Annotated in this window: 18 protein-coding genes; 10 read left to right on the top strand and 8 right to left on the bottom strand. The window is 67.3% G+C overall.

Annotation, left to right across the window (positions count from 1 at the left end; genetic code table 11):
- Nucleotides 1-11: 11 nt before the first annotated feature.
- From FA89_RS11335 to FA89_RS11320, 4 genes are read right to left on the bottom strand one after another with little or no spacing between them, the layout of a single operon-like run.
- Nucleotides 12-2,195: a copper-transporting P-type ATPase gene (locus tag FA89_RS11335; protein ID WP_081916491.1), complete on the bottom strand. Its 2,184-nt coding sequence runs from the start codon at nucleotides 2,193-2,195 to the stop codon at nucleotides 12-14.
- Complete coding sequence (locus FA89_RS11330; protein WP_036140701.1) at nucleotides 2,192-2,608, bottom strand: heavy metal-responsive transcriptional regulator; 417 nt, start codon at nucleotides 2,606-2,608, stop codon at nucleotides 2,192-2,194. The genes FA89_RS11335 and FA89_RS11330 overlap by 4 nt, the downstream gene beginning before the upstream one ends.
- A gap of 55 nt (nucleotides 2,609-2,663) precedes the next feature.
- Entirely contained in the window at nucleotides 2,664-2,819 is a 156-nt protein-coding gene (locus FA89_RS11325; RefSeq protein WP_036140700.1) for a XapX domain-containing protein, read from the bottom strand.
- 19 nt (nucleotides 2,820-2,838) lie between these two features.
- Complete coding sequence (locus FA89_RS11320) at nucleotides 2,839-3,396, bottom strand: NADPH-dependent FMN reductase (protein WP_036140699.1); 558 nt, start codon at nucleotides 3,394-3,396, stop codon at nucleotides 2,839-2,841.
- Nucleotides 3,397-3,489: 93 nt separating this feature from the next.
- Here FA89_RS11320 and FA89_RS11315 point away from each other — a divergent pair, with 93 nt between their 5' ends.
- The 4 genes from FA89_RS11315 (at nucleotide 3,490) to FA89_RS20190 (ending at nucleotide 7,135) form a co-directional block, all read left to right on the top strand.
- Nucleotides 3,490-4,278, top strand: coding sequence for an AraC family transcriptional regulator (locus tag FA89_RS11315; RefSeq protein WP_081916489.1), 789 nt, complete (start codon nucleotides 3,490-3,492; stop codon nucleotides 4,276-4,278).
- A 293-nt stretch (nucleotides 4,279-4,571) separates the two neighbouring features.
- On the top strand, nucleotides 4,572-5,540 hold the full coding sequence (locus FA89_RS11310; protein WP_036144166.1) for a glycerophosphodiester phosphodiesterase family protein: 969 nt from the start codon (nucleotides 4,572-4,574) through the stop codon (nucleotides 5,538-5,540).
- Nucleotides 5,541-5,609: 69 nt separating this feature from the next.
- Entirely contained in the window at nucleotides 5,610-6,305 is a 696-nt protein-coding gene (locus FA89_RS11305; protein ID WP_185754324.1) for a peptidylprolyl isomerase, read from the top strand.
- Between the two features lie 407 nt (nucleotides 6,306-6,712).
- Nucleotides 6,713-7,135 (top strand): hypothetical protein, encoded by a 423-nt coding sequence (locus tag FA89_RS20190; RefSeq protein ID WP_185754323.1) that lies wholly within the window; start codon nucleotides 6,713-6,715, stop codon nucleotides 7,133-7,135.
- A 25-nt stretch (nucleotides 7,136-7,160) separates the two neighbouring features.
- Here the strand turns inward: FA89_RS20190 and FA89_RS11295 are convergent, their stop codons facing one another.
- Nucleotides 7,161-8,003, bottom strand: a complete 843-nt coding sequence (locus FA89_RS11295; protein WP_221174294.1) for an alpha/beta hydrolase — start codon at nucleotides 8,001-8,003, stop codon at nucleotides 7,161-7,163.
- A gap of 284 nt (nucleotides 8,004-8,287) precedes the next feature.
- Nucleotides 8,288-8,740 carry a hypothetical protein gene (locus FA89_RS11290; RefSeq protein WP_036144159.1) on the bottom strand — a complete coding sequence of 151 codons (453 nt, stop codon included), beginning with the start codon at nucleotides 8,738-8,740 and terminating at the stop codon, nucleotides 8,288-8,290.
- Between the two features lie 374 nt (nucleotides 8,741-9,114).
- On the opposite strand from FA89_RS11290, the gene FA89_RS11285 reads away from it, so the two are divergent.
- From FA89_RS11285 to FA89_RS11270, 3 genes are all read left to right on the top strand, one after another.
- Complete coding sequence (locus FA89_RS11285; protein WP_036140698.1) at nucleotides 9,115-12,288, top strand: TonB-dependent receptor; 3,174 nt, start codon at nucleotides 9,115-9,117, stop codon at nucleotides 12,286-12,288.
- A gap of 125 nt (nucleotides 12,289-12,413) precedes the next feature.
- Entirely contained in the window at nucleotides 12,414-16,538 is a 4,125-nt protein-coding gene (locus FA89_RS20470) for a GH92 family glycosyl hydrolase (RefSeq protein ID WP_081916483.1), read from the top strand.
- A 107-nt stretch (nucleotides 16,539-16,645) separates the two neighbouring features.
- Nucleotides 16,646-17,464, top strand: a complete 819-nt coding sequence (locus FA89_RS11270) for a MipA/OmpV family protein (RefSeq protein ID WP_051938703.1) — start codon at nucleotides 16,646-16,648, stop codon at nucleotides 17,462-17,464.
- On the opposite strand, the gene FA89_RS11265 is transcribed toward FA89_RS11270, so the two are convergent.
- Together FA89_RS11265 and FA89_RS11260 are read right to left on the bottom strand one after the other, a co-directional pair.
- Nucleotides 17,452-18,654, bottom strand: a complete 1,203-nt coding sequence (locus FA89_RS11265; RefSeq protein ID WP_036140697.1) for an ATP-binding protein — start codon at nucleotides 18,652-18,654, stop codon at nucleotides 17,452-17,454. The two genes, FA89_RS11270 and FA89_RS11265, sit on opposite strands and share 13 nt — an antisense overlap.
- Nucleotides 18,651-19,337, bottom strand: coding sequence for a response regulator (locus FA89_RS11260; protein ID WP_036140696.1), 687 nt, complete (start codon nucleotides 19,335-19,337; stop codon nucleotides 18,651-18,653). Before FA89_RS11260 ends, FA89_RS11265 begins: the two co-directional genes overlap by 4 nt.
- Nucleotides 19,338-19,432: 95 nt before the next feature.
- Between FA89_RS11260 and FA89_RS11255 the strand changes: the two genes are divergently transcribed.
- The 3 genes from FA89_RS11255 to FA89_RS11245 are packed head-to-tail and all read left to right on the top strand — an operon-like array spanning nucleotide 19,433 to nucleotide 25,069.
- Complete coding sequence (locus tag FA89_RS11255; RefSeq protein ID WP_036140695.1) at nucleotides 19,433-20,935, top strand: efflux transporter outer membrane subunit; 1,503 nt, start codon at nucleotides 19,433-19,435, stop codon at nucleotides 20,933-20,935.
- A complete protein-coding gene (locus tag FA89_RS11250) occupies nucleotides 20,932-22,020 on the top strand; it encodes an efflux RND transporter periplasmic adaptor subunit (protein ID WP_051938702.1) in 1,089 nt (362 codons plus the stop codon). The genes FA89_RS11255 and FA89_RS11250 overlap by 4 nt, the downstream gene beginning before the upstream one ends.
- Nucleotide 22,021: 1 nt before the next feature.
- Nucleotides 22,022-25,069 (top strand): efflux RND transporter permease subunit, encoded by a 3,048-nt coding sequence (locus FA89_RS11245; protein WP_036140694.1) that lies wholly within the window; start codon nucleotides 22,022-22,024, stop codon nucleotides 25,067-25,069.
- Nucleotides 25,070-25,093: the final 24 nt, after the last annotated feature.

The raw sequence follows: 25,093 nt of genomic DNA, 5'->3' as shown, positions 1-25,093 counted from the left end.
GGGGCACGTTGTCAGATCGGCGCACGACGAAGCCGCAACGCGTTGACCACGACCGAGACGGAGCTGAGGCTCATCGCCAGCGCCGCGACCATGGGCGACAGCGTCCAGCCGGTCAGCGGGTACAGCACGCCCGCCGCGACCGGCACGCCCACGCCGTTGTAGACGAAGGCGAAGAACAGGTTCTGCCGGATGTTCCTCACCGCGGCATCGGACAGCGCACGCGCCCGTGCGATGCCGGCCAGGTCGCCCTTGAGCAGGGTGACCGACGCGCTACGGATCGCGATGTCGCTGCCGTTACCCATGCCGATACCGATATCGGCCGCGGCCAGGGCCGGCGCGTCGTTCACGCCGTCGCCGGCCATGGCCACCGTGGCGCCGGCAGCCTTCAACCCGGCGACGATGCGCGCCTTGTCTTCCGGTGACGCGCCAGCGTGCACCTCGTCGATCGGCAAGGAGGCGGCCACGGCGTTCGCCGTCGCCGCGTTGTCGCCGGTCAACATGACGCAGCGTACGCCAGCCTCGCGCAGCGCCTGCAGCGCGGGTTGCGACGAGGCCTTGATCGGGTCGGAAAGCGACAGCACCGCGGCCAGCCGGCCGTCGATCGCCAGGTACATGGCGGTCGCACCCTTGGCGCGTGCCTTCGCGGCCACCTCCTGCGCCGCGCCCAGTTCGACCCGCTCGTGGTCCATCAGCCGGCCGTTGCCGACCATGACGTCGTGCCCATCGACACGGCCGCTGACGCCGCGCCCCACGTAGACCTGGAAGCCGGACATCGCGGGGATCGCGAAGCCCTCGGCTTCCGCCGCCGCGATGATCGCGCGCCCCAGCGGATGCTCGCTCGCGCGCTCGACCGCCGCGGCCATGCGCAGCGCCGTCCCCCGGTCGCCGCCAAAGGTGCGCACCTCCGTCAGCATGGGCCGGCCTTCGGTCAGCGTGCCCGTCTTGTCGAAGACCAGCGTATCGATGTCGCGAAGCGTCTCGATGGCGGTGGCATCGCGGAACAACACGCCGGCCTGCGCGCCCCGCCCGCTCGCCACCATGATCGACATGGGTGTGGCCAGACCCAGCGCACACGGGCACGCGATGATCAGCACGGAGACGGCGGCGACCAGGGCATGCGCCGGCACCGGTGCCGGCCCGAAAACCCACCACGCCGCAAACGCGACGATCGCCGCCACCACGACGAGGGGTACGAACCATGCCGCCACGCGGTCGGCCACGCGTTGTAGCGGCGCGCGCGATCGCTGCGCGTCCGCCACCAGGGCGACGATGCGGGAGAGCACGGTGTCCGCACCGAGATGGTCCACGCGCAGGGTGACGGCCCCGTGCCCGTTGAGCGTACCGCCGGTCAGCCGGTCACCGGCACGCTTGGCCACGGGCACGGCTTCGCCCGTAAGCATGGCCTCATCGACGTGGCTTTCGCCGTCCAGCACCGTACCGTCCACCGGTACGGTCTCACCGGGACGCACGCGCAGCGTATCGCCCACGCGCAGGCTGTCGATGGCGACATCGCCCTCATGGCCATCCGGGTCGATACGCCGCGCCGTCTTCGGCACCAGGCCCAGCAACGCCCGAAGGGCCTCGCCCGTGCGGCGACGGGCCCGCAACTCCAGCAGATCGCCCAAGGTCACGAGCGTGACGATGACAGCGGCCGATTCGAAATAGACGGCCACCTGGCCATGCATGTCGCGCATGGACGGCGGGAACGCCGACGGCACCGCGAACGCGATGGCGCTGTAGAGCCAGGCCACGCCGCTGCCAAGCGCGATCAGCGTGTACATGTTCGGCGACCAGGGTCTCAGCGAGCGCCAGCCGCGTGCGAAGAACGGCGCGCCACCCCACAGCACCACGACAGATGCCAGTAGCGCCTCCGCCCACCCCAGCAAGGCCGCCCACGGCTGGTGCCACGCCTGCCCGGCCACGTGGGGAATCATGGCGATCAGGAACACCGGTAGCGTCAGCCCCACCAGCGATGCCAGGCGCCGGCCGAGCGCCCGGGCTTCGCCGCCGTCGTCGTCATCCAGGCTCGGCATGGCCGGCTCCAGCGCCATGCCGCACTTCGGGCACGCGCCTGGACCTTGCTGGCGAACCTCCGGATGCATCGGACAGGTGTAGATCGTCCCCGCGGGCAGCGGTGCCGACGTTGCCGCCGTCGCGTGCGGGGTCGGGGCGCCGTGGGAGCAGCAATGGCTCATGCGCCCGGCTCCGCCAATGCCTTGAGGATCGGGCAATCTTCCGGGGCGCCATGCCCGGGGCAGGCGTCGACCAGTTCCGACAACCCGCTGCGGACTCGCTGCAGCTCGGCGATGCGCTCATCGATCGCGTGCAACCGCGCGGCGGCGCGCTCGCGCACCCCTTCCACGCCGCCATGGCGGTCAGCCGACAGGGCGAACAGCTCACGGATCTCCTCGAGGGTAAACCCGAGGTCTTTCGCGCGACGGATGAAACGGAGGCGGGTCACGGCGGACTCGTCGTACTCGCGGTAGCCCGAAGGCCGGCGCTTTGGCGCCGGCAGCAGGCCTTCTCGCTCGTAGAAGCGGATCGTGTCGATGGCGACGCCGGCGCTGTGGGCGATGCGGCCGATGGTAAGGGAGGTGGATGAGGTCATAACGTAAGTCTAGACCCTTTATCCAGGTCTAGAGTCAAGCCCGCATGACACGTGCCTAGCGAACGACCATCCGGTAGATCACGCTGCCGAGGAACACGCCAAAGGCTCCCAGTATCCCGGTCAGCGTCGGCGGCGCCGGCAGCGGCAGCTTCAACCATGAGAACAACATGCCGACGGCGAGGCCGGCGGTTACGGCAAGGATCGGTTCCATACGCGCACCTCGTGGGTGGTCAGACCGTCGCATCGGTGACGATGCCCGAGACGAAGCGCGCCAGATGCCGGCGCAGGAAGACCTGCGACGCTTCATCGGTCAACAGGCCCTCAGTCACTTTGGACCCGATGTGCGGGAACACGATCTCCGGCGACGGCGGAAGCTGGCACAGCATCGACGACAGCGTTTCACGAAGCTGACCCTGTGCCCGCACACCACCTAGCGCCCCTTCGGACAAGGTCATGAAGAGCACCGGTTTGCCGACCATGCCACTCTGAAAGGCCGGCCGGGACAGCCAGTCCAGGGTGTTCTTCAACACCCCCGGTATCCCGTGGTTGTACTCGGGCGTGACGATGATGACCGCGGCAGCCGCGGCGACGGCCGCCCGTGACGACGCAACGTATTCGGGCAAGGCCTCGCGCTCCAGGTCTTCGCTGTAATGCGGAAAGCGGCCGATATCGAGGGCGCGTCCGGCGAAAGGCAATGGGAGGTCGTGGAACACCGACCGCAGCACGGCCTGCGAATACGAGGCTTCGCGAAGGCTGCCTGCGATGCCGATGATGTCGAGATGGGTCATGGTCGTGGGCCGTCGGCGTGGAGTGGGTGTATGTTCCACGAAATATTTACCGATTTCTTTCGTCAAAATGCCAACTGATTTTGAGGAACCGCCATGCGAGTCGATAGCGCCGTGGGTACCGGCCCGGACGCCGAACCGATAGCCGCAGCCCGCATCGACCATCCGGCCGGCAGCACGGTCGCGTCCCACCACCACGCCTCCGGCCAGCTTTCCGTCGTGCGGCAAGGCACGATGACCGTGACGGCGGACGAGGGCTGGTGGCTTGCGCCGCCAGGACTGGCCATCTGGGTGCCGCCCCACCTGTCGCACGGTGCGCGTTATAGCGAATCGTCCTCGCTTATCAACGTCCACATGCCGGTCAGCCTTTCGGGCGGCCTGCCGGTGACATGCGAGGTGCTGCCCGCCTCGGAACTGCTGCTGCAACTAGCCCTCGAAGCCGAACGGGTGACCCGGGCCGCCGATGCTTCCACCCACCGCCCCATCGCGGTCCTGATCGGCGCACTGATGGTGGAGCACCTGCGAGCGCCATCGACGCGCCCTCGCCTCTTCGTACCCCATGGCCACGACCGACGCCTGCGCGCTGTCACCGACCTGTTGCGCCTCCATCCCGGCAGCGACTGGACGCTGACCCGGCTGGCCGCCCATGCGAACACCAGCGCACGCACGCTTGCACGGCTTTTTATCGAGGAAACCGGCATGCCGTTCGGCCGCTGGCGCGAGCACCTTCGCATCGTCATGGGCGTGGACATGCTCGCGCGCGGCGAGACGATTACGACGACGGCCATGGCGCTGGGCTATGCCAGCGCAAGCAGTTTCACGACGCTTTTTACCCGCTTGCTGGGTGCACCACCGCGCCGTTATATGGCATCGGTCACGTCGTGAAAGGGCCACGGGATGCACGGACGGCCATCAAAAGTCCATGCATCCATAATATATCAGTAATAGTGAATAACTAAGATCGAGCCGCGTTTGCAGCTGCAAGCAGGTGTGGCACTCAACCGCGCATGAGCAAGTTATCGCGGCTCATGCGTCGACCGACTTTCTGTTATTCACCATGAGAAAAGCCCATGAAACCCTACACACGACGTCGCGTGACGGCAGCGCTTGCCCTGTTCATCGCCGCGGGATCCCTTGCGCAGGCATCCCATGCGGCATGCGCCCCGACCAGCACCCGGATGGCCATGCTGCTGAAAACAGTACCCACCCATCAGGTATCCGTACTTGCACATCGCGGACTCTGGGGCAAGTTCTCCCCCAGCGGCGACACCCCGGAAAACTCACGGGCGGCACTGCAGCAAGCTGACGACCAATGCATGGACGCGGTGGAACTGGACGTCAAGATGACGTCCGAAGGTGTTCCCGTACTGATGCACGACATGAACCTCGGCCGCACCACGGACGTCTATACCGCGTTCCGTGGCGGCACGAAGTACGACCCGAACACCAACGTCGGCACCAACCCCAGCGTCGCCTCAGTCAGCTGGAACACGATCCAGAACCTCCACCTGCTCAGCCCGGGACGCACCCAGGTGACCGGCTACTTCGTACCCGATGTCACGGGCATCTTCACCTACTGGAACCAGCACGGCCTCCGGACACCGATGATCTTCGACACCAAGACCAAGGATGCGGTCAAGGCCATCGACCGCCTCGCGCAGGAAAATTTCTCTGCACCATCGCGTGTCGTCGGTGCGAAGGTCAACGCCACGCTGTATCCCTCGTACTCGGCGTTCAAGGCTGATGCCCCCACGATCGTCGGTATTCCCGTGTTCACCACCAACATGCTGACGATCATCGACGTGCCTGCCGTGCGCCGAGCGTGGACCGGCTCCCCCGCGGTCGAGATCAACGTCAAGCAGCCGAACGGCTTGCTGCAGGGCCAGCTGGACCTGGCAAAGGGTGACAAGAAGGCCGTGGGCGTGTTCAACGCCCTGCCCGATGCGCCGGGCAACGGCAATTTTTACAAGAACACCGGCGTGTGCTGCTACACGCTGGCAAGCATCTACTTCTCCTACCCCGGCGGCAGGGATACCGCAGACGACCGCGGCGACTGGAACTATCTGGTCAAGCAAGGCTTCACCTTCATCACCACGGACGATCCGAGGGGCCTGATCGGCTTCCTCAAGTCACGCGGACTGCACTGACGTAGCCGGAGGGGGATGCAAGACATCCCCCTCTTCCGCTGCCGCCTTCTTCCACAGGGTCATGCCACCATGTCCATCCGTTATCGCTTCACCACCGCTGCGCTCGTCCTCGGCGGCGTACTTTCTACGTTGCCAGCGGTGTCCCAGGCTTCCGTACCGACACCAGCCCATGCCGCACACGCGATCACGCCGGCTGCCCAGTTCCCGACCGAAGCGTCACCAGCGAAACGCGACCGCATGCGGGCTTCGGTCACCATCACGCCCGACGACGTGAAAAGGAAACTATCCGAGCATCCCTATGCCTACGACGAGTTTTCGTTGAGCCACATCTTCGTGGCCGTGGGTCCCACGCGGGATGGCAGCCAACGATCGGAGGGCGAAGCGCTCGCCAAGGCCAACGCGCTCCGGGCAAAGCTACTGGCCGGTGCGGATTTCGCGGCCGTGGCGCAAGCGGAGTCCGACGATGCGCAGACGGCCGGCGATGGTGGCGAACTGCAGCCGATGCTCGGCATGTACGTTGCCGCACAGTTCATCTCCGCCGTCAGCCAACTGCACGAGGGAGAGGTCTCCGAACCCGTACGCGGTCCGCAGGGTTACCACCTGATCCTGGTGCAGCAGCACGTGATCGCCACCTATGAAAACTCGCACAAGATCATCGAGGCCCTGCTTCGCGACGAGGCCGTGGACGCCATACTTGCGAAGTCGGCTGTCCCGACAGTGGGCGCATCGGGCAAAGCGCCCTCCGGCGCGCCGGGACGTCGTTAGTCGTGCGCTCCATTCTTCTCCGTCGCCACGCGACCTACCTCGGGGTCGGATCGATCGCCGCGGTCGGGCTGCTTTGCGCCGTCGTGGGTTTATCGCACCCGCACCCCATGGAAAAGGTCGGCAGGCTTCGAGGGGCAGTGGGCGGGGCTTCGCGCTCCCCCATGCAGCTACGGCCGACCGAGAGCACCCAGCCGGTCGCCCCGCCGGGCCGTTCAAGCGGCGACTCCGCAAACAGCGCCACCGCTCGAGCCGAAGCCGACGCCACCACCGGCCTGTTGTGCCGGCAGCTCGCGCGGCAACAGGCAGACACGGCGGGAGATGCAGGTACCGACCATGACGAACCAGGCGAGCCTCGGCGCCGATGGATCGCGACGTGCGCAAACCAGCCGATCGCCTCCGATGACGACGTGGATATCCTGCTGCGTACGGCGGCGGACGCGGGCAGCCCCCGTGCGAGACGCGAGCTGCTGGAAGCCAGGCTGAGACAGGATGAACAGGACACCGATGCGGTGACACCGGGTCTGCCCGATCCCGACCGTGCATCGGTGCGTGCGTACTATGCCGACGATGTGCAGGCGATACGCGAGCTGGCACTGAAAGGCGACACCGAGGCGGCGAACGTCATGGCGCAGCTTGCGGACGACGGCCGGCTGGTCGATGGGGACCCCATCGCCGCCGCGGCGTGGCGGCTGTTCGCGAGTGCACTGGCCGCGCGCTCGCTACCGGGCGACGCGACCCTCTCGACCGACCCCGCGCTCGACGACTTCGGCGATCGGGAACGCGCCATGGCCGTGGCGCAGGCAAAGGATCTCTACGCACAGCGGCACTGATCGCAGCGCCGCGTCAGGCGGTCCTTCAATCGCGCCTGGGCGGCAATGCCCAAAGCAGGCCACGGGTAATGACGGCCGGGAAGACGGTCATATGGTCCTCATCCGCCACCGTGGTCATCTTGATATGCAGCCCCGGATAGTGCTTCGCCTTCAGCTCGGCCACGAACCGCTGCGCATTGGCGACCATGTCCGTGCTGTGGTTGAACCGGGGATCGGACGAGCCCGGCGAAAGCGCCTCGTAGCCGCCCAGCACGATCAAGACGTTGGCCGGCAGGTCGCGCAGCCTGGCGGTCGCCTCGTGGAGACGCGCGAACTCCACGTCGTTGCCGAACTGCAACGACGGGCTACCCAGGATGTAGTACTGGAACATGCCCGGGTCGTGGATCAGCATATCGATTCCCAGCAGCCCGCCGTACGAGTGGCCCGCGTAGATCTTCCGTTGCATGTCGGCGCGGTAGTGCTGCGCGATCAGCGGAAAGACCTGATCCTTGATGAACCGGGTATAGACCTCACCGCCGCCGTGGACCACGGCGCGGCCGGGCATGTCCGAGGTCAGCTCCGGATCGCCATCGGGGGTCGGGGTGTAATCGCGGCGTCGACTGTACTCCGGGGTGTCTCCCACGGCATACGACAGGCCCACCAGGATGAACGCCTCGGTGCCGCCCTCGTGCTCGCCCACGCGACGCGCGATGCTGCGAATGAGCGGGAACGCATAGTTGGCGTCGGTGACGAACAGCACGGGGTAGCGACGCTCGGGATGGTCCGCGTAGTCACGCGGCAAGCTGACGAATACCTGGTAATCGCGATCCGTACCATCGGCATGCAACGTACGCACCTCGGTACCCTCGAGTACGTAAGGTTGCGGCATGGCTTCGGCGGGCGCCGTTGGCGCCATCGCCAGCGGGGCCGTAGACGCGGGGGGCCGGAGGGGTGTCGCCGATGGCTCGGCACCGGGCCGTGAGCAGGCAATCATCACGGCGCACAGCGCCAGCAGTCCAAACGTGGTGCGATAAGCCATCCGTTGCATTTCCCCTGATCGACAGCGGCCATTGACGCACGAACGGCGCAGCCTCGGCAACCGACGCCGCTCGGTGCTATCCATGTCCGTCGCAAGTAGAGTCGTTCGAACAAGCTTGCCGACGGCAAGCGAAACTACATGCCTCGAAGGAGAGCCGCACGGCGACGGTCTTTATCCCGACCGAACAGATGGAGCACGCGTCGCAGTTCCGCCGGTGAAGGCAGGCGAAGACGCGCGGCGTGCCCATCCAGGGGGCACGACTCATCGATGCGCACGGATTGCCACGCGTCCTCCACACACACCTCCAGGCCGCCCATGATCTCCACCGGCATCGCCGTGAACGCGTAACGCGCGAAGCGCGAGCGAAACAACCCGCCGTCCGACGGCAGGTAGTCGTGCAGTCGGCGGGACTGCCACACCTGTTCCAGACGCCTGGCATCGTCGGTCGTGGTGAGGATATCCAGGTCGGCGACGTCGATGTCCGCACCGACGAGGCATACGGCGGCGCTGCCGATCACGAAGGCATCGCTTGTCAGTTGTCGGCCGAGGTCGTGTTCGATGTCGGCGAGCGCGGCGCGGATACGCATGTCGTTGTTCGTCATCGCGTCAGCTTAATGAAGTGAGCATCACGTCGCACTTTTCATGCGTGATTTTTTGCGGCGCAGCGTGACACGCCAACACTTTGACGGCTTAATTCCTGCCAGGGGATTTAGATCGATCCAATTAAGAGAACTCGGGCCATGTCGTGAAGACGGGCCCGCGGGTTTCGTGCAGGAAAAATTTCGTCGGCAACACGTGTCGCAGGTGCCGCCTGTCGCTCGGGATGTTGTCGGGTTGTCGGTTCGGGTCCGAAAGGACAAGGGGGAACGCGTGCAGACATAGGTCATGTACAGGGCATTGATGATCGGGGGATCTCCACGCCGCCGTCGCGGCGCACACGACTCGAGGGAAGTTCATTCACATGACCTATATGCCACGCTTGCTCACGCGCAAGCCGCTTTGCGCCGCCTTAGCCACTGCCACACTGTCCGTCGCCGGCTGCCTTGTCCTTCCTGCGCCGGCGTTCGCACAGGCATCCACGCCATCTGCCGCACCCAGCAAAGCACCGGCGCAGGCAAAGCCCAATGACGACACCCGCAAGACGGATAAACCCAAAGCCGGCGAGCCCGGCAGTCCCACCACCATGGATGCCGTGGTTGTCACCAGCTATCGCCAGTCCATCGACCAGAACGTGCAGGACAAGCGCGAGGCCAACTCGATCGTCGAGGTGATCAACGCGCAGAACATCGCCCAGTTTCCCGCCAAGAACATCGCCGATGCGCTGGCACACGTGCCCGGCGTGGTCATCAGCCGCGAATCCGGCGAAGGCAAGACGGTGAGCATCCGCGGCCTCGCACCCGAGCTCACCCTCACCCAGTTGAACGGCAACTATGTCGCCTCGGCCGACACCTCGGCCGGCCTCACACGCTCGTTCAACTACACCTTGTTCCCCGCCAACATGTTTTCGGACATCAAGCTCTACAAGAGCCTGGAAGCCCGCCTGGATGAGGGCGGCATCGGCGGCAACGTGGACCTGCGTACGCGGCGCCCGCTGGAAATGGCTGCGAACGAGGGCTTCGTGACCGGCACCGCCGCGGGCTCGGACACCAGCAGCAAGCTGGAACCGCAAGGCTCCGCGCTGTGGTCGTGGAAGAACAAGGACGAGACCTTCGGCGTGTTGGTGGCCGGCTCGTACCAGAAGCGCCATGCCACCACCCACTCCGCCGACGCGGGAAGCTGGCACTGGTGGTCGGACAACTGTACCGACCGCGATGCGTGCACGCAGCCGCCGCGCAACGTCCATGGCGGCACCTACGGCGCGGACGTCAACTCGAACATCGACCTGTGGCCGGGCGGTGGCGTGGTCGACCAGGCCGGCAACGTGTCCAACGGCTTCTGGATGCCGCAGCAGTTCTCCACCACCCGCAACGAGCTGGACCTGAAGACCAAGGGCGCGCAGGCGACCATGCAGTTCAAGCCCAGCGACCATTTCCTGCTGACCGGCAACTACTTCCGCTTCGAGCGCCAGCAGACCCAGATCACCAACACGCTGGAAGTGCCCGAGTGGGGCCTGCCAAGCAGCAGCAACTACGCCGACCAGCAAGGTCGCCTGCTCGCCCCTGAAGGGCTCACCTTCGACCCCTCGCACACGATCGTCACCGGCGCCAACTACCGGCTGCCCGCCGCGGGCGTGGGCTGCAACGCCACCGTCAATCCGTCCACCGGCGCGATTCGCCAGGCCGTGGACGTCTGCAACACCGAGATTCCGTGGTTGAACGGCAACTACTCCGTCGAGAAGGCCACCTCGCAGACCCTGAACCTGGAAGGCGAGTGGGACAACGGCGGCAGCCTCAGCGGCTCGTTCAATGTCGGCCGTACCTGGGCCAAGGGGGGCCCCTCGGTAGAGCTGGGCATGGCCGCCAAGCCGCGCAACTTCGTCGACGGCCAGTGGGTCAACGGCAGCAACGGCGCCGCGTGGACGCTCAACGGCAAGCCGACGCTCAGCGCCGACGGGCAGACGCTGCAGAACATGCAGAACGGCGCCGGCCAGGTGGACCTGGGCTCCACCGGCTCCAACATGGTCAACACCACCAACTCGCAGAACTTCGCGCAGGCCGACTTCACCTGGGCCTTCGACTCGCACTGGATGCAGTCGCTGCAGTTCGGCGTGAAGACCTCCGATGCCCATGCCGAACAGCAGAGCAACGAAGTGCGCTGGTACTGCAAGGGCACCACCTCGCAGTTCCAGACCTGCGACCCGAACGCCGGCCAGCTGCCGCCGGGCTTTTTGCTGGCCAACTCGCTGGACGGCAGCAGCGAGGCCTACAATGACAGCACCTTCCCGGCGATCAACTTCCCCGCCTACTACAACCATCTCAACTCGACGTACGACCGCGTGCTCTACAACAAGCCGCAGAACAAGTCGTCGATCGGCGAGAAGATCGCCGCGGCCTACGTGCAGGCCAACTTCGATACGGGCACCGTGCGTGGCAACGTGGGCGTACGCTTCGTCACCACGAAGCAGGACCTCACCGTGGCCAACCAGGTCACCACCAACAACGCGGTGTATTACCACAACGCGGCGGGCAACATCCTGATCTGCCCCGCCTCGGGCGTGAATGCGGGCGGCGGCGCCTGCGCACCGGGTGATTTCCAGTACCTGCCGCGGGAGGTAGCGGTCATCGAGGACTTTACCAACTCCAGCACCACCAAGCGTTACAACAAGTTCCTGCCCAGCTTCAACGTCGCCTGGACCGTCGCCGATGACATCATCATCCGTGCCGCCGGCTCGCAGGCCCTGGCCCGTGCCAACTACACCGACCTCGCGAAGCTGGGCAGCCTGACCAACAACACGCAGGACTACTACAACGACCGCAAGCAGTTCGGCGCCCCGCTGCCGGGCTGGTACGGCAGTGGCGCCAACGCGGACCTGAAGCCGTTCACGGCCACGCAGTTCGACCTGGCCGGCGAGTGGTACTACGCCGAGCACTCGGTGGTCGGCATCGACCTGTTCAAGAAGGAAGTGAAGAACTTCGTCGTACCGGTGACGGTGAACAACGTCGACGTGAACGTCGGCGGCACCCAGACCAACTTCATGCAGTACAGCACCAATGCCAACGGTCGCTCGGGCACGTCCAAGGGTATCGAGCTCTACACGCAGCACACGTGGGACTCGGGCTTCGGCTACATCGGCAACTACACGCTCAACAAGACCAACGAAACACCGGTCTCGCTGGGCGACACGCAGGTGGGCAAGTCCGAGCTGATCGGCAGCGCGAAGTACGCAGCCAACGTGTCGGTGTTCTACGAGAAGAACGGCCTGCTGCTGCGCGCCAGCGAAAACTGGACCGGCCGCACGATGCAGGGCCTGGCCTCGGGCCTACCCATCTACGCGCAGCCCTACCACCAGATCGACGTGAACGGCGACTACGAGTTCAACAAGCACTTCATGGTCACCGCCTCGGTCATCAACCTGACCAAGTCCACGCCGCATACCTACCTGGGCGGCGATACCCGCGCCCGGCTGGTCCAACTGCTGTATCCCGGACGTCAGTACTACGTAGGTGTGACTTACAAGTTCGGTGCGGATAGCTGAGCACGATCGTACGAGCGGGGCCGGTGCGTCATGCCCGGCCCCGCAACCGTTTCGCCTGCCTGGACCCGACCATGATGCGCTCCCCTGCATGCCCCCGCGGGCCGTTTCCCCACGGTCGCACCCTTATGCTCCTGATGCTGGCGGGCCTTGCGCCCGCCGGCATCGCCGCGAACCGAACCGCTGTCCAACCGCCCGTGACCGCACGGGTCACCCAGGCGCCGGCCCCCTCGCCCGTGGACCTGGCCAACCCGCTCGTCGGCACCGCACCGCTCGATCGGCAGGACCTGATCGGCAATGCGCCACCGCCGGGCGAGCCGCTGTACACCGGCATGACCACGCCCGGTGCCAGCCTGCCGGAGAGCGCCACGGAGGCTGCGCCGGTCAACATCAACACCGACCTGGGTTTCGCCACCGGCGTACCCGTGGCCTACGATTACCGTCGTCCCACCATGATCGGGTTCACCGGCGGCGGCTCCACGTACGGGGCTCGCGGCGCGCCCGTGGTGATGCCCGTGGTCGGCGACTGGACCGTGCCACCGGACTACGCCACCGCCGCGTACGACAAGTCGACCGAGAAGGCGTCGCCCGGTTACTACACCGTGGACCTGGATACGTTCCACACGAAGGTCGAGCTGACGGCCACGCAGTGGACCAGCCTCATGCGTTTCACCTTCCCCGAGAGCCACCGCGCCAACGTCGTGCTCAACCTGCGCAGGGACGGCGGTGACGTGGAGGTGATCGGCGATCGCACGATCCGCGGCGTGGCCAAGGCCGGACGGCACGATCGCGACGCGGACGGTCCGTTCTTCGTCGCCGAGTTTTCCCGCCCGTTCACCGTCTTCGGCAGCTTCCACGCCGAGGTGAACCACCAGGGCGAGGGGCTGGGACGCGAGGATGTGCAAGCCGGCCGCCGCACGGTTTCCGGCGACTATGCCGGCGCCTACGTCACCTTCGACACGAAAGCCGGTGACCAGGTGGTGCTGCGCATCGCCCATGGCCACAGTGCGGCCGAAGCCGAACAGCGCCTGCATGCGCAGGACAGCGACACGGATTTCGACCGTGTGCACGCGAAGGCACGCGAGATCTGGGCACGCCTGTTCGATCGCGTGCAGGTGGAAGGCGGCACGCCGAAGCAGCGCATGCTTTTCTATTCGACGCTTTATCACTCGTTTGCAAGCCCGCGGATGATCGCGCGCAAGGGCGAGCACTACACCGATAGCACCGGGCACGACCGGCTCGCGACGTACGACCAGTACGGCCCCGTGCCGTTCTGGGATACCGGACGCAACCAGGTCGCCCTGCTGATGCTGCTCCAGCCGGAGGTGGTGAAGGACATCATGCGCTCCGAACTGGATCGCGCGCGCGAACGGGGCTACATGAACACCTCGTTCCACGGCGATCATGCGGTGTTGCTCTACGACGGTGCCTGGCAGCGCGGCATCGATTTCGACTACGCCGCCGCGTACGAGTACCTGCGCAAGAACGCCACGGACCCGAAGGGGCCACGCGGTTACCTGGCCGAATACGATACGCAGGGCTGGATCGCCGACACCGTGCCGGAAGGCAGTCCCAGCCCGCCGTATGCCGGCGGCAAGGCGGGCGTGGCTACCACGCTGGAATACGCCTGGGACGACCACGCGCTGGCCGACGTCGCGCGCCGCCTGGGCAAGACCGACGATGCGGCGATGTTCAAGCGGCGCGCGGGCAACTACCGCCACGTGTTCGATCGCTCCACCGGCTTCTTCCGTGGCCGCACGGCCGATGGCGCCTGGATCGCGCCGTTCGATCCCGGCGAGCCCTATTACAACTTCATGATGAAGGAAGCCTCCGGCTGGTCCACGCTGTGGCTGGTACCGCACGACGTGCAGGGGCTGGTGGACCTGCTGGGCGGCCGTGACGGATTCAACGCGAAGCTCGACGCATTCTTCGCCACGCCTTATACGGCCAAGGGCATCTGCCGCGATTGCACCGGCCTGATCGGCCAGTACGTGCAGGGAAACCAGCCGGACCAGCAGGCGGCGTATCTCTACGCCTGGAGTGGCCAGCCGTGGAAGACCCAGGCCATGGCACGTCGCATCCTCAGCCAGATGTACGGCAGCGACGCCACCGGCTACGGGTATCCCGGCATGGACGACCAGGGCTCCACGTCGTCGTGGTACGTGCTCGGCGCGATGGGCTTCTATCCCGTGGATCCGTCGCGGCCGGAGTACATCATCGGTAGCCCGATCTTCGACCGCGTGCGTCTGCGCCTGGGCAACGGCAAGGTGTTCGAGATCGTCGCGCGCGACAACACGGACGCCAACCCGTATATCCAGTCCGCCACGCTCAACGGCAAGCCCTGGAACAAACCCTGGTTCAGCCATGCGGATATCGCCGACGGCGCCACGCTGGTGCTGACGATGGGCCCGAAACCGAACACCGCCTGGGGCAGCGATCCCGGGGATGCGCCACCGTCCATGAGTGCCACGGGCGCCAAGGCCGCCACATGGAGCGGCAAGGTGCCGCCGCTGGCGACACCTTGGACTGCGGAGGTATCGCCTGACAACGCGCTGCCCGAGTACCCGCGCCCGCAACTGGCACGCCCGTCACTGGAGCATCCGCAGTGGTCCAGCCTCAACGGCCTCTGGGAGTACGCGGCGAGCGACGTGGACACACCGCCCGTGTTCGGACAGGCACTGAAGAACCGTATCCTGGTGCCCTACCCCGCCGAGTCCGTGCTCTCCGGCGTGCAGAAACATGCGGACTTCATGCAGTACCGCCGCCTCGTGGACGTGCCGGCCACGTTCTCGGCGAACGGCCAGCGCGTCCTGCTCCATTTCGGCGCAGTGGCCCAGGACGCCACCGTGTACGTCAACGGCACGCAGGTAGCACGACACACGGGCGGCTATACGTCCTTCAGCGCCGACATCACGGCCGCTCTGAAAGCCAGGGGCCCACAGGAGATCGTCGTCACCGTGCACGCGCCCGTGGATGGCGCCAACGTCATGGTCGGCAAGCAGCGGCTGAGGCCCGAGGGTATTTTCTACACCGCCGCCTCCGGCATCTGGCAGACGGTGTGGCTGGAACCGGCACCGGCCGTCCACCTGGCACAGCTGGATATCCTGCCGGCCACCGGCCTGGACGCCTTCACCGTGAGCGCGACGCTCGCGGGTGACGCGGCAGGCGCCACGTTGCACGTCACCGCCTATGCGGACGGCGCGCCGGTGGGCGAGGCCAGCGGACCCGCCGGCACACCGCTGCGCCTTGGCATCGCGCACCCTCGGCCGTGGAGTCCTCAGGACCCGTTCCTCTACACGTTCAAGGCCACACTGGTCGCGGGCAGCACGCGCGACGACGTAACCAGCTATGCCGGCCTGCGCAGCATCGGCATCGCGACGGTGCATGGCCGCCAACGCGTGGTGCTCAACGGCAAGCCCACCTTCCTGCTGGCAACGCTGGATCAGGGCTACTGGCCCGACGGTATCCACACCGCGCCGACCGACGAGGCGCTGCGGTTCGACATACAGAAGACCCGCGATCTCGGCTTCAACACCATCCGCAAGCACATCAAGGTGGAACCGGCACGCTGGTACTACTGGGCCGACCGCATCGGACTAATGGTGTGGCAGGACATGCCGGCGCTACCGAACGGCCACAACGATACCTTGAGCGAGGCCGACAAGGCCGGCTTCCGCCGCGATGTCGACGCCATCGTGGACCAGCTCAAGGGGGAAACCTCGATCATCGGCTGGATCCCCTTCAACGAGGGCTGGGGACAGTGGAGCGTGCCCGCCGCGGCCGAACTGGCCGCGCAGATCAAGCAGCGCGATCCGTCGCGCCTGGTCAACGCACGCAGCGGCGCGAATTGCTGCGATACCAAGGGCGATCCGATGGCGGGCGACATGATCGACATCCACGATTACCAGGGCCCCGGCCTGCCCGCGCCGGATGCCACCCGTGCCTCGATGGACGGCGAGCATGGTGGCCTGACCCTCGGCGTACCCGGCCATGTCTGGCCGAACACGCCGATCAATCCGTACGGCGAGGTGAAGGATGCCGCCGCGTTGAACGACGGCTACGTGGCCAACACCGCGGTGCTGCGCGACAAGGGCCCGGGTATCGGCGTGTCGGGGGCGGTGTATACGCAGATCACCGACGTGGAAGGCGAGCACAACGGCCTGTTCACCTACGACCGCAAGGTCGAGAAGGTGGACGAGGCCCGTGTGCGCGCCATCAACGAGGCCACGATACGCGCGGGCAGTTCGCCCTGACGATCGGGCCGGCGACGCCCGTCTCCATCAAATCTTGAAGATCCATGAAGGTCATCTTGACGATCGGCGCCTAGCCTCACGGTTGCCCTCCCCCTCAGGAACCCTCCATGACATCGCCAAGAACCTTCCGTGCCGCGCGCACCCTCTCCGCGCTCGGCCTGGTCACCGTGACGACCTTCGTCGGCGCGCAGGACGCCGCGCCGGCGTCCTCGCCCGATTCCAACGCGCTGCAGGCCGTGTTCGGCGTGGCGGCGGTATCCGCACCGCGCTATGCCGGGTCCAGGCGCGACCGCATCCAGGTGCTGCCCGTCGTCTCGATCGCCAAGGGCCCGTGGTTCATCGACACGCTGCGCGGCGTGGGCGCGCAATACCAGACGCAGGGCGGCTTCTCGGTCAGCGAGGCCCTGCACTACGACTTCGGCCGCCGCGACCGCGACGACGGCCTGCGACCGGGCGCGGACGAACTACGCGGCATGGGCGACGTGCCCGGCTCCGTGGTCAGCCGCACCATCGTGGCCCAGCAGTTCAGCCCGGTGCTTTCCACCAGCGCCGAGGCCGAGTACTCGCTGAGGGACGGCACCCACCGCGCCCGTTTCCGCGCGGGGCTGCAATGGGCGCTGATCCAGCGCGACAGCGACATGCTGACCTGGAACGCGGACATCCATGCCGGCAACGCCTCGTTCAACCAGGCCTACTTCGGGGTGTCGCCGTTTCAGGCCACGCGCACCCGCTTCACGCCTTACCGCGCTGCGGGCGGCGTTTATGCCTACTCCAGCACGCTGACCTGGACCCACGTGTTCAGCCCACACTGGTCGACCAGCGTCACGCTGAGCGGGCTGCGCTACACCGGCAAGGCCTCCGACAGCCCCATCGTGGCGCGGCGCACCGCGGTGACCTCCGCCGTGGCGATGAACTACGCGCTGTAACCGCCGCGCAGGGGCAACGCGACCGTCACCCGCAAACCGCCGTCGGCACGGTTGGTGGCGAGGATGGTGCCGCCGTGGGCTTCCACCACCACGCTGGCGATGGACAAGCCCAGCCCGCTGCCGCCCGAATGACGGCCGCGGGAGTGCTCCGCGCGCCAGAAGCGGTCGAAGATGCGCGGCAGCTCGTCGGGCGGCACGCCCGGACCGCGATCCTCGACCGCGATGCGTGGCGCGCCGCCTTCGTCCGTCAGGCGGATGGCCAGCGACCGCCCCGTGGCCGCATAGCGGATGACGTTCTCGATCAGCACGGAAATGACCTGGCCCAGGCGGTCGCGGTCGCCGTACCAGCGCAATGAGGCAGGGCCGTCCACGCTGCACGCGATACCGGCCTCATCGAGTGCCGGTGACGACCAGGCCAGCCGTTCGGCGATCAGATCGGCCAGGTCGAAGCGGTCTTCGCTCAGGCGCAGTTCGCCCGCCCGTGCCACCGAGAGAAAATGCAGGTCGGAGACCAGGCGGTTCAGCTGCACCAGCTGGCGCAGGATCATGCCCAACTGCTCCGGTTCGGGCTCGAAGACGCCGTCGAGGATGCCTTGCAGGCGGCCCATCGCCGCGTTCAGCGGCGTGCGCAGCTCGTGCGCGAGGATGGCGCTGGAGTCCAGCACCTCGCGCTCGTAGCGCGACAGCTTCTCGCACATGGCGTTGAAATCCGCGGCCAGCCGGTTGAGCTCGTCCGGCGCGTTGGGCACGTGTTCGGCCCGGGCGGAGAAGTCGCCCTGGGTGACCCGTCGCGCGGTCGCGGCCACGATGGAAAACTGGCGGGACAACGGCCGCGACGCGACCAGGCCCAGCAGCACGATCACCGGCACCGAGGCCAGCACCAGCGCATAGAACAGCAGCCAGTCGGTACCGACCAGGCCGGGAACCAGGTCCTGCGGCCGGTAGTACTGGCGCAGGTAGCCCCATAGCTCGGCCTCGTGCCGTTCCGGCGCCTCGCTGAGCACGGCGATGCGATCGCGTGTGGCGGGGGGGATACGCCGCTCGATCGTGTAGGCCTCGATGGCGAACCGCAACCACATGCACAGCGCGATGGTCAGCACCACGCCCAGGGCGAGCAGGCTCATCCGCACCGCCACCCAGCGCCATAGCGAGCGCCCGCGCACGGGCTTCAAGCGATCGGTGTCCTTCATCGGTAGCGGTAGCCGACCGAGCGCACGGTGACCAGCACCCCGGTGACGTCCAGGGCCTCGAGTTTGCGGCGCAGGTTGTGCACGTGCGTATCGACCACGCGCTCCAGCGCATCGCTGTCCGGCAGGCAGGCCTCCAGCAATTCGGCGCGGGTGAACGCCTTGAACGGTGTGCGGATCAGCAGCGCGAGGATGCCGAACTCGGTGGGAGTGAGATCCAGGACGACCGTCCCCCGTTGCGCATGGGCCACGGTGGCCATCACCGATTCGGTATCGACGGTGACCGGGCCCTCCACATAGGAGGCTACCGTGGGCGACACCGGCACTGACCGCCGCAGCACGGCGTGCACGCGCGCCACGACTTCCCGCGGACTATAAGGCTTGACGATGTAGTCGTCGGCGCCATAGCGCAACGCGCCGATCTTGTCGGGCTCGTCGCCGAGGGCCGTGAGCATGATCACCGGTGTCTGGCTGCTGCGACGGATGGCCGAGAGCACGTCGGTGCCGCTGACCAGCGGCAGCATGACATCCAGCAAGACGATGTCCGGATGCCACTGCGCGTGGGCCTCGATGCCGCGCTGGCCGTCGGGTGCGATATGGACGTCGAAACCATCCTTGAGCAGATAGGCCTGCAGGATGCTCGCGCTGTCGGCATCGTCTTCCACGACGAGCACACGTCGCACCATGGCGTTCTCCCTTGATGAAATCTTGAAGAAAGGCCGATGAAGCCTTGAGATACGTCTCTGACAATGCGCCCAGCTTATCAGCCCGGGAGCATGCAGTGCGTTGGTCATTCCGTCAGGATCGAATCCTCTGGCCCCATTCCGTAGCACTCCTGCTGCTGGTGGTGGCGTGCCTGCCGTTTTCCGCGTGTTCGCTGGCGCCCGCGTACCAGCGACCGTCGGTCGCCATGCCGGCGACGCTCGGCGAGCGCGTGGTGCCGAAGGCGCCGACGACTACCGGTGCCACACCGTCCACGGCGGCGCTGTCGATGGAGGAAGCCCGTTTCCTCGGCGCCTTCGCGCCGGACGCCGAAGCGACCCGCATCGTCACCACGGCACTCGCCGCCAATCCGGACCTGCGTGCCGCCGCGTCGCAGGTGGCCGAGGCCCGCGCGGGCGTCGCGGGGCAGCGCGCCGCGCTGTTCCCGCAACTGGGCGCCACCCTGCAGCGCGACAAGACGCAGATGGACGATCCCACCGCCGCGGCGATGCTGAACCGCGATTTCAAGTCGGCCACGCTGGACGGCCGCTTCGAGCCCGACTTCTTCGGCCGCCTGCGCAGCCTGTCCGACGCGGCGTCGTACGACTACCTGGCCAGCGAGGCCGGGCAGAAGGAGGCACGCGGCGAACTGATCGCGTCCGTGCTCTCGGCCTACGTCGATGAACGCGCCGCCGTCGAGGTGGCCGGCAAGCTGGTTTACGCCGACCAGGCCGGTGAAGCGCTGACCGGTCAAGCGCGCAAGCAGTACGCCGTGGGCACGATCTCCGCCGACGACCTGCAGGAACGCATCGACCAGACTTCGCGCGTGCATGCCGCGCGGCTGGACGCACAGCGCCGGCACGACGACGCGCTGCGCTACCTGCAATCGTTGACCGGCTACGCGCTACCCGCGCCGGTGATGGACCTGGACCGTATCGGCCGCACGGATACCGCCGCCGACTCGCTGGCATCGCTGCCCTCCACCGTGCTGTTGCAGCGACCCGACGTGGTGCGCGCCGAGGAGCGCCTGCGCGCGGCCAACGCGAACATCGGTGCGGCGCGTGCGGCCTTCTTCCCGTCGATCCAGCTGTCGTCGTCGGTGGGCCATGTGTCGTCCAGCCTCGACAGCTTGTTCGGTGCGGCCACGGGCGGCTGGACGTTCCTGCCGCAGCTCACGCTGCCGTTGTTCGACGGCGGCGCAAGGCGCGCCGACCTGGACCTGGCCAAGGCACGCAAGGACACCGCGGTGGCCGACTACGAAGCCACGGTGCAGCGGGCGTTCCGCGATGTCGCCGATGCGCTCGGCGCCCGCGATGCGCTGGCGGCACGCGTGCAAAGCCTCGATACCGCCTGCGCCGCGGATAGCGCACGCCTGGCCAAGGCCTATGCGCGCCACCGGCAGGGCCTGGAAGACCCCTCCCAGGTACTCGTCCACACCATCGACACGGCGCAGCTACAGATCGATTGCCTTTCCGCGCGACGCGACCAGGCGCTCAACCGCGTCGCCGTCTTCCGCGCCTTCTACGGCGTGACGCTGCCCGATGCCGCCGGCGCGTCCACCTTCCACGGAGCTTCGTTGTGAACACACGTTTTTCCCTCCTGGCCGTCGGCCTGTTGCTGCCCTGCCTGCTGGCCGCGTGCAGCGAACCGCATCGCGAAACCGTCGTGCCGCGCACCGTGCTGCTGGCCGATGTCGCCCCCGCGCCGGGCGCGACCTATACGGTCACCGCCGAAGTGCGCCAGGCGCAGCGTGCCCGGCTCGGCTTCGATGTGGCCGGCCGCATCGCGAGCATCGCGGTCAAGCCCGGTGACGCTTTCATCCAGGGCCAGGTGCTGGCCCGGCTCGATCCCGAGCCGATCCGCCTGCGCCTCGTCCAGGCCCGCGCGGAAGCCGCGTCCGCCCATGCCGAAGCGGCCGACCGCGCGGAGCAGCTGCGCCAGCAGGTGGCCTTGTTCGACGACGGCGCGGCCTCGAAGACCACGCTGTCCATGGCCAAGGCCGCCGACGACGCCGCGCGCGGCAAGGCCGCCGCCGCCGATGCCGCCGTGGCCCTGGCCGCGCGCGACCTGACCCATGGCGACATCGTCGCCCCGTTCGCCGGACACGTGGTGTCGCGTGCGGAGGAACCCAGCCACGATGTCGCCTCGGGCCAGGTGGTGCTGACCCTCGATGGCCAGGGCCAGTTCGAGGTGGTCGCCGCGCTGCCGGCGTCGCTGCGTGCGTCGCTGGCACCGGGTGCCGCGGCGACGCTCGTGGCCGCCGACACCACGCCGGTCACGGTGCATCTCGCGCAGCTGTCCGACCACGAAGACAAGGGCGCGACGGTGGAAGCGATCTTCCGCACCGACGGCGCGCCACCGGCCCTCACCGCCGGGCAGTTGCTGCCGCTGCGCCTGGGCGGCGCTGACGCCGGTCGGCTGTCGATGCCCCTCACCGCGCTGGTCCCGGGCACCCGGGCCGGCGACGACGCCGTGTTCGTCTTCGACACCACCCACGGGCAAGTGCATCGCAGGAAGGTGGTCGTCGGCGGTCGCTCGGGCGATCGCGTGCTGATCGGCGCCGGCCTGGTCGCGGGCGATCAGGTGGTCGTCGCGGGCAGCGCGTTCCTGGTCGATGGGCAGGCGGTGCACGCGTTCGAAGGCGCCAGCCTGCTGGAGACCCACTGACATGTTCCTGACCCGTTCGGCGCTCGGCGCCAGCCGCCTCACCCTGTTCATCGCCGCACTGATCCTCGTCGCCGGCACCTGGACCTTCCTGCACTTTCCCTCGCAGGAAGAACCGTCCGTCACCGTGCGCGACGCCGTCGTGTCGATCAGCCTGCCCGGGCTGGATACCCGCCAGGCCGAAGATGTCCTGGCACGTCCCGCGGAAGAACGGCTGCGCGAACTGGGTGGCCTGAAAACCATCGCCACCACCGTGCGGCCCGGTGCCGTGGTCATCCAGCTGACCGCGTACGACACGGTGACCGACCTCGATGCACTCTGGCAGAAGGTGCGGTCCAAACTGGCCGAGGTGGCGCCCACGTACCCGCAGGGCACCATCGGCCCGTTCCTCGATGACGATTTCGGCCGCGTGTCGGTCGCGTCCATCGCGGTGACCGCGCCGGGTTTCTCGCTGGCGCAGATGCGCGAACCGCTGAAGCAGTTCCGCGCGCATCTGTATGCGCTCAAGGGCGTGGAACGCGTGGCGTTCTACGGCCTGCAGGATACCCAGCTGTATCTGCAGTTCGACCGCAACACGCTGGCCGCCCTGGGTCTGACGCCCATGGACGTGGGCCGCCAGCTGGCCGCCGTCGACGCCATCGCCTCCGCCGGGCAACCGTCGGTCTCGGGGCTGGGCCTGTCGGTCAGCGTCGACGGCGCGATGCACTCGGTGGACGACCTGCGACGCGTCACGCTCGCGGTGCCCCACGAGGGCGGCGCTCGCGACGTGACGCTGGGCGACGTGGCCGTCATCCGCGCGATGCCCACCGATCCGCCGCAAAGCGCGGCCGTCTACCAGGGCCAGCCGGCCGTCGTGGTCTCCGTGTCTATGGCCAAGGGCCTGGAAATCGCCAGCTTCGGTCGTGCATTGAAGGCCACCCTGGCCACGGCGGGCCAGTCGCTCCCGGCCGGTTTCGCCGCGCACGTGGTGACATTCCAGCCTGATGTGGTCACGCGTGAGATGGGCAAGATGCACCACGTGATGGGCGAGACCGTGGTGATCGTCATGGCCGTGGTCATGCTGTTCCTCGGCTGGCGGATGGGCCTGGTGGTGGGCGCCATCGTGCCGCTGACCATCCTCAGTTCGCTGCTGGTCATGCGCGCGTTCGACATCGAGCTGCAGATGGTGTCGATGGCGGCGATCATCCTCGCGCTGGGCCTGCTGGTCGACAACGGCATCGTCATCGCCGAGGACATCGAGCGGCGACTCAAGGCGGGCGAGGAACGGCGCTCGGCCTGCATCGAGGCCGGACGCACGCTGGCCGTGCCGCTGCTGGTATCCACGCTGGTCATCGTGCTCGCGTTCTCGCCGTTCTTCCTCGGCCAGACCAGCACCAACGAGTACCTGCGCTCCCTGGCCATCGTGCTGGCGGTGACGCTGCTCGGCTCGTGGTTCCTCGGGCTGACCGTGACGCCGCTGCTGTGCTTCTACTTCGCCCGTGTCCATGCGGACGCCGCGGACGACATCGCGCACGAGTCGCGCTTCTATCGCGGCTACCGTCGCGTGATCGGCTGGGTGCTTGCACACAAGCTGCTCTACGTGGGCGTGATGCTGGCCCTGCTGGGCGGCGCGGGGTGGACGCTATCGCGCTTGCCCTACGACTTCCTGCCGCGTTCGGACCGCCTGCAGTTCCAGATCCCGTTGACCTTCCAGGCCGGCGTGGACGCACGGCAGACCCTGGACGATGTCACCCGCATCAGCCGTTGGCTGGGCGACCGCAAGGCCAACCCCGAGGTGGAGGACAGCATCGGGTATGTCGCCGATGGCGGTCCGCGCATCGTGCTCGGGCTGAACCCGCCGTTGCCCGGCCCGAACATCGGCTATTTCACCGTCTCCGTGCGACCCGGCACGGATATCGATAGCGTCATCGCGCGTTCACAGCATTACCTGGCCGATCGCTTCCCCAACCTGCACGCCGAACCAAAGCGTTTCTCGCTGGGTGCCACCGAAGCCGGTGTGGCGGTCTATCGCGTCACCGGAGCCGACGAGGCCACGCTGCGCCGGCTGGGCGACCAGGTGGCTTCCGTGCTGCGCGCCCTGCCCGGCACGGTGGACACACTCGACAGTTGGGGACCGCGCGTGCCGCGCTACCGGGTCGTACCGGACCCGGCGAAGATGCATGCCGTCGGCATCACCCGCGAGGACGTGCTGCACGCCCTGCAGTTGCGCTATAGCGGCTACCAGGCCACCGCCATCGACGACGGCGGCACCAGCGTGCCGGTGGTCCTGCGCGGCAGCGCCACCGAACGCGCCTCGGATGCCGATCCCGGCGATACGGTGGTCTATCCGTCCGACGCCCAGGCGAACGGTGGGCCCGTACCACTGGCCGCCGTGGCGTCCGTCGTGCTGGACTCCGAGCCAGGTGTCGTGCAACGGCGCAACCTGAGCCGCGCCATCACGGTGACCGCACGCAACCCGTCGCTCACCGCGCAGGAGATCGCCGACCGCCTTGCGCCCGCCATCGCGCGCATCGCCCTTCCGCCGGGCTACACGATCGATCTGGGCGGCGAGATCGAGGACTCCGCGGAAGCCAACGCCGTGTTGACCCAGTACATGCCGCTGGCCCTGGGCGGGATGCTGCTGCTGTTCGTCTGGCAGTTCAACTCGTTCCGCAAGGTGTTCATCATCGTCGCCAGCATCCCCTTCATCCTGATCGGCGCGACGCTCGCGCTGGTGGTCAGCGGCTATCCATTCGGCTTCATGGCCACGTTCGGCTTGCTTGCCCTGGTCGGCATCATCGTCAACAACGCCGTGCTGCTGCTGGAGCGCATCGACGCGGAGATCGCGGAGGGCCTGCCCCACCACGACGCGGTGATCGAGGCCGCGGTCAAACGCCTGCGCCCCATCGTAATGACGAAGCTGACCTGCATCGTCGGGCTCATACCGCTGATGTTGTTCGCCGGTCCGCTGTGGACGGGCATGGCCATCACGCTGATCGGCGGCCTGCTGCTGGGCACGCTGGTCACGCTCGGCCTCATTCCGCTGCTCTACGACGCGCTGTTTCGCACCTGATTCTGTCATCCACCCCGCGGAGAA

The organism is Luteibacter sp. 9135 (assembly GCF_000745005.1).
Taxonomy (GTDB): domain Bacteria; phylum Pseudomonadota; class Gammaproteobacteria; order Xanthomonadales; family Rhodanobacteraceae; genus Luteibacter.
This window is presented reverse-complemented; position numbering and strand designations above follow the sequence as displayed.

What these genes read in the sequence shown, in the direction of transcription:
- FA89_RS11335 (WP_081916491.1), bottom strand. Translation starts at nt 2,195, where the DNA reads ATGAGCCATTGCTGCTCCCACGGCGCCCCGACCCCGCACGCGACGGCG.
- FA89_RS11330 (WP_036140701.1), bottom strand. Translation starts at nt 2,608, where the DNA reads ATGACCTCATCCACCTCCCTTACCATCGGCCGCATCGCCCACAGCGCC.
- FA89_RS11325 (WP_036140700.1), bottom strand. Translation starts at nt 2,819, where the DNA reads ATGGAACCGATCCTTGCCGTAACCGCCGGCCTCGCCGTCGGCATGTTG.
- FA89_RS11320 (WP_036140699.1), bottom strand. Translation starts at nt 3,396, where the DNA reads ATGACCCATCTCGACATCATCGGCATCGCAGGCAGCCTTCGCGAAGCC.
- FA89_RS11315 (WP_081916489.1), top strand. Translation starts at nt 3,490, where the DNA reads ATGCGAGTCGATAGCGCCGTGGGTACCGGCCCGGACGCCGAACCGATA.
- FA89_RS11310 (WP_036144166.1), top strand. Translation starts at nt 4,572, where the DNA reads ATGGCCATGCTGCTGAAAACAGTACCCACCCATCAGGTATCCGTACTT.
- FA89_RS11305 (WP_185754324.1), top strand. Translation starts at nt 5,610, where the DNA reads ATGTCCATCCGTTATCGCTTCACCACCGCTGCGCTCGTCCTCGGCGGC.
- FA89_RS11295 (WP_221174294.1), bottom strand. Translation starts at nt 8,003, where the DNA reads ATGCCGCAACCTTACGTACTCGAGGGTACCGAGGTGCGTACGTTGCAT.
- FA89_RS11290 (WP_036144159.1), bottom strand. Translation starts at nt 8,740, where the DNA reads ATGCGTATCCGCGCCGCGCTCGCCGACATCGAACACGACCTCGGCCGA.
- FA89_RS11285 (WP_036140698.1), top strand. Translation starts at nt 9,115, where the DNA reads ATGACCTATATGCCACGCTTGCTCACGCGCAAGCCGCTTTGCGCCGCC.
- FA89_RS20470 (WP_081916483.1), top strand. Translation starts at nt 12,414, where the DNA reads ATGCTCCTGATGCTGGCGGGCCTTGCGCCCGCCGGCATCGCCGCGAAC.
- FA89_RS11270 (WP_051938703.1), top strand. Translation starts at nt 16,646, where the DNA reads ATGACATCGCCAAGAACCTTCCGTGCCGCGCGCACCCTCTCCGCGCTC.
- FA89_RS11265 (WP_036140697.1), bottom strand. Translation starts at nt 18,654, where the DNA reads ATGAAGGACACCGATCGCTTGAAGCCCGTGCGCGGGCGCTCGCTATGG.
- FA89_RS11260 (WP_036140696.1), bottom strand. Translation starts at nt 19,337, where the DNA reads ATGGTGCGACGTGTGCTCGTCGTGGAAGACGATGCCGACAGCGCGAGC.
- FA89_RS11245 (WP_036140694.1), top strand. Translation starts at nt 22,022, where the DNA reads ATGTTCCTGACCCGTTCGGCGCTCGGCGCCAGCCGCCTCACCCTGTTC.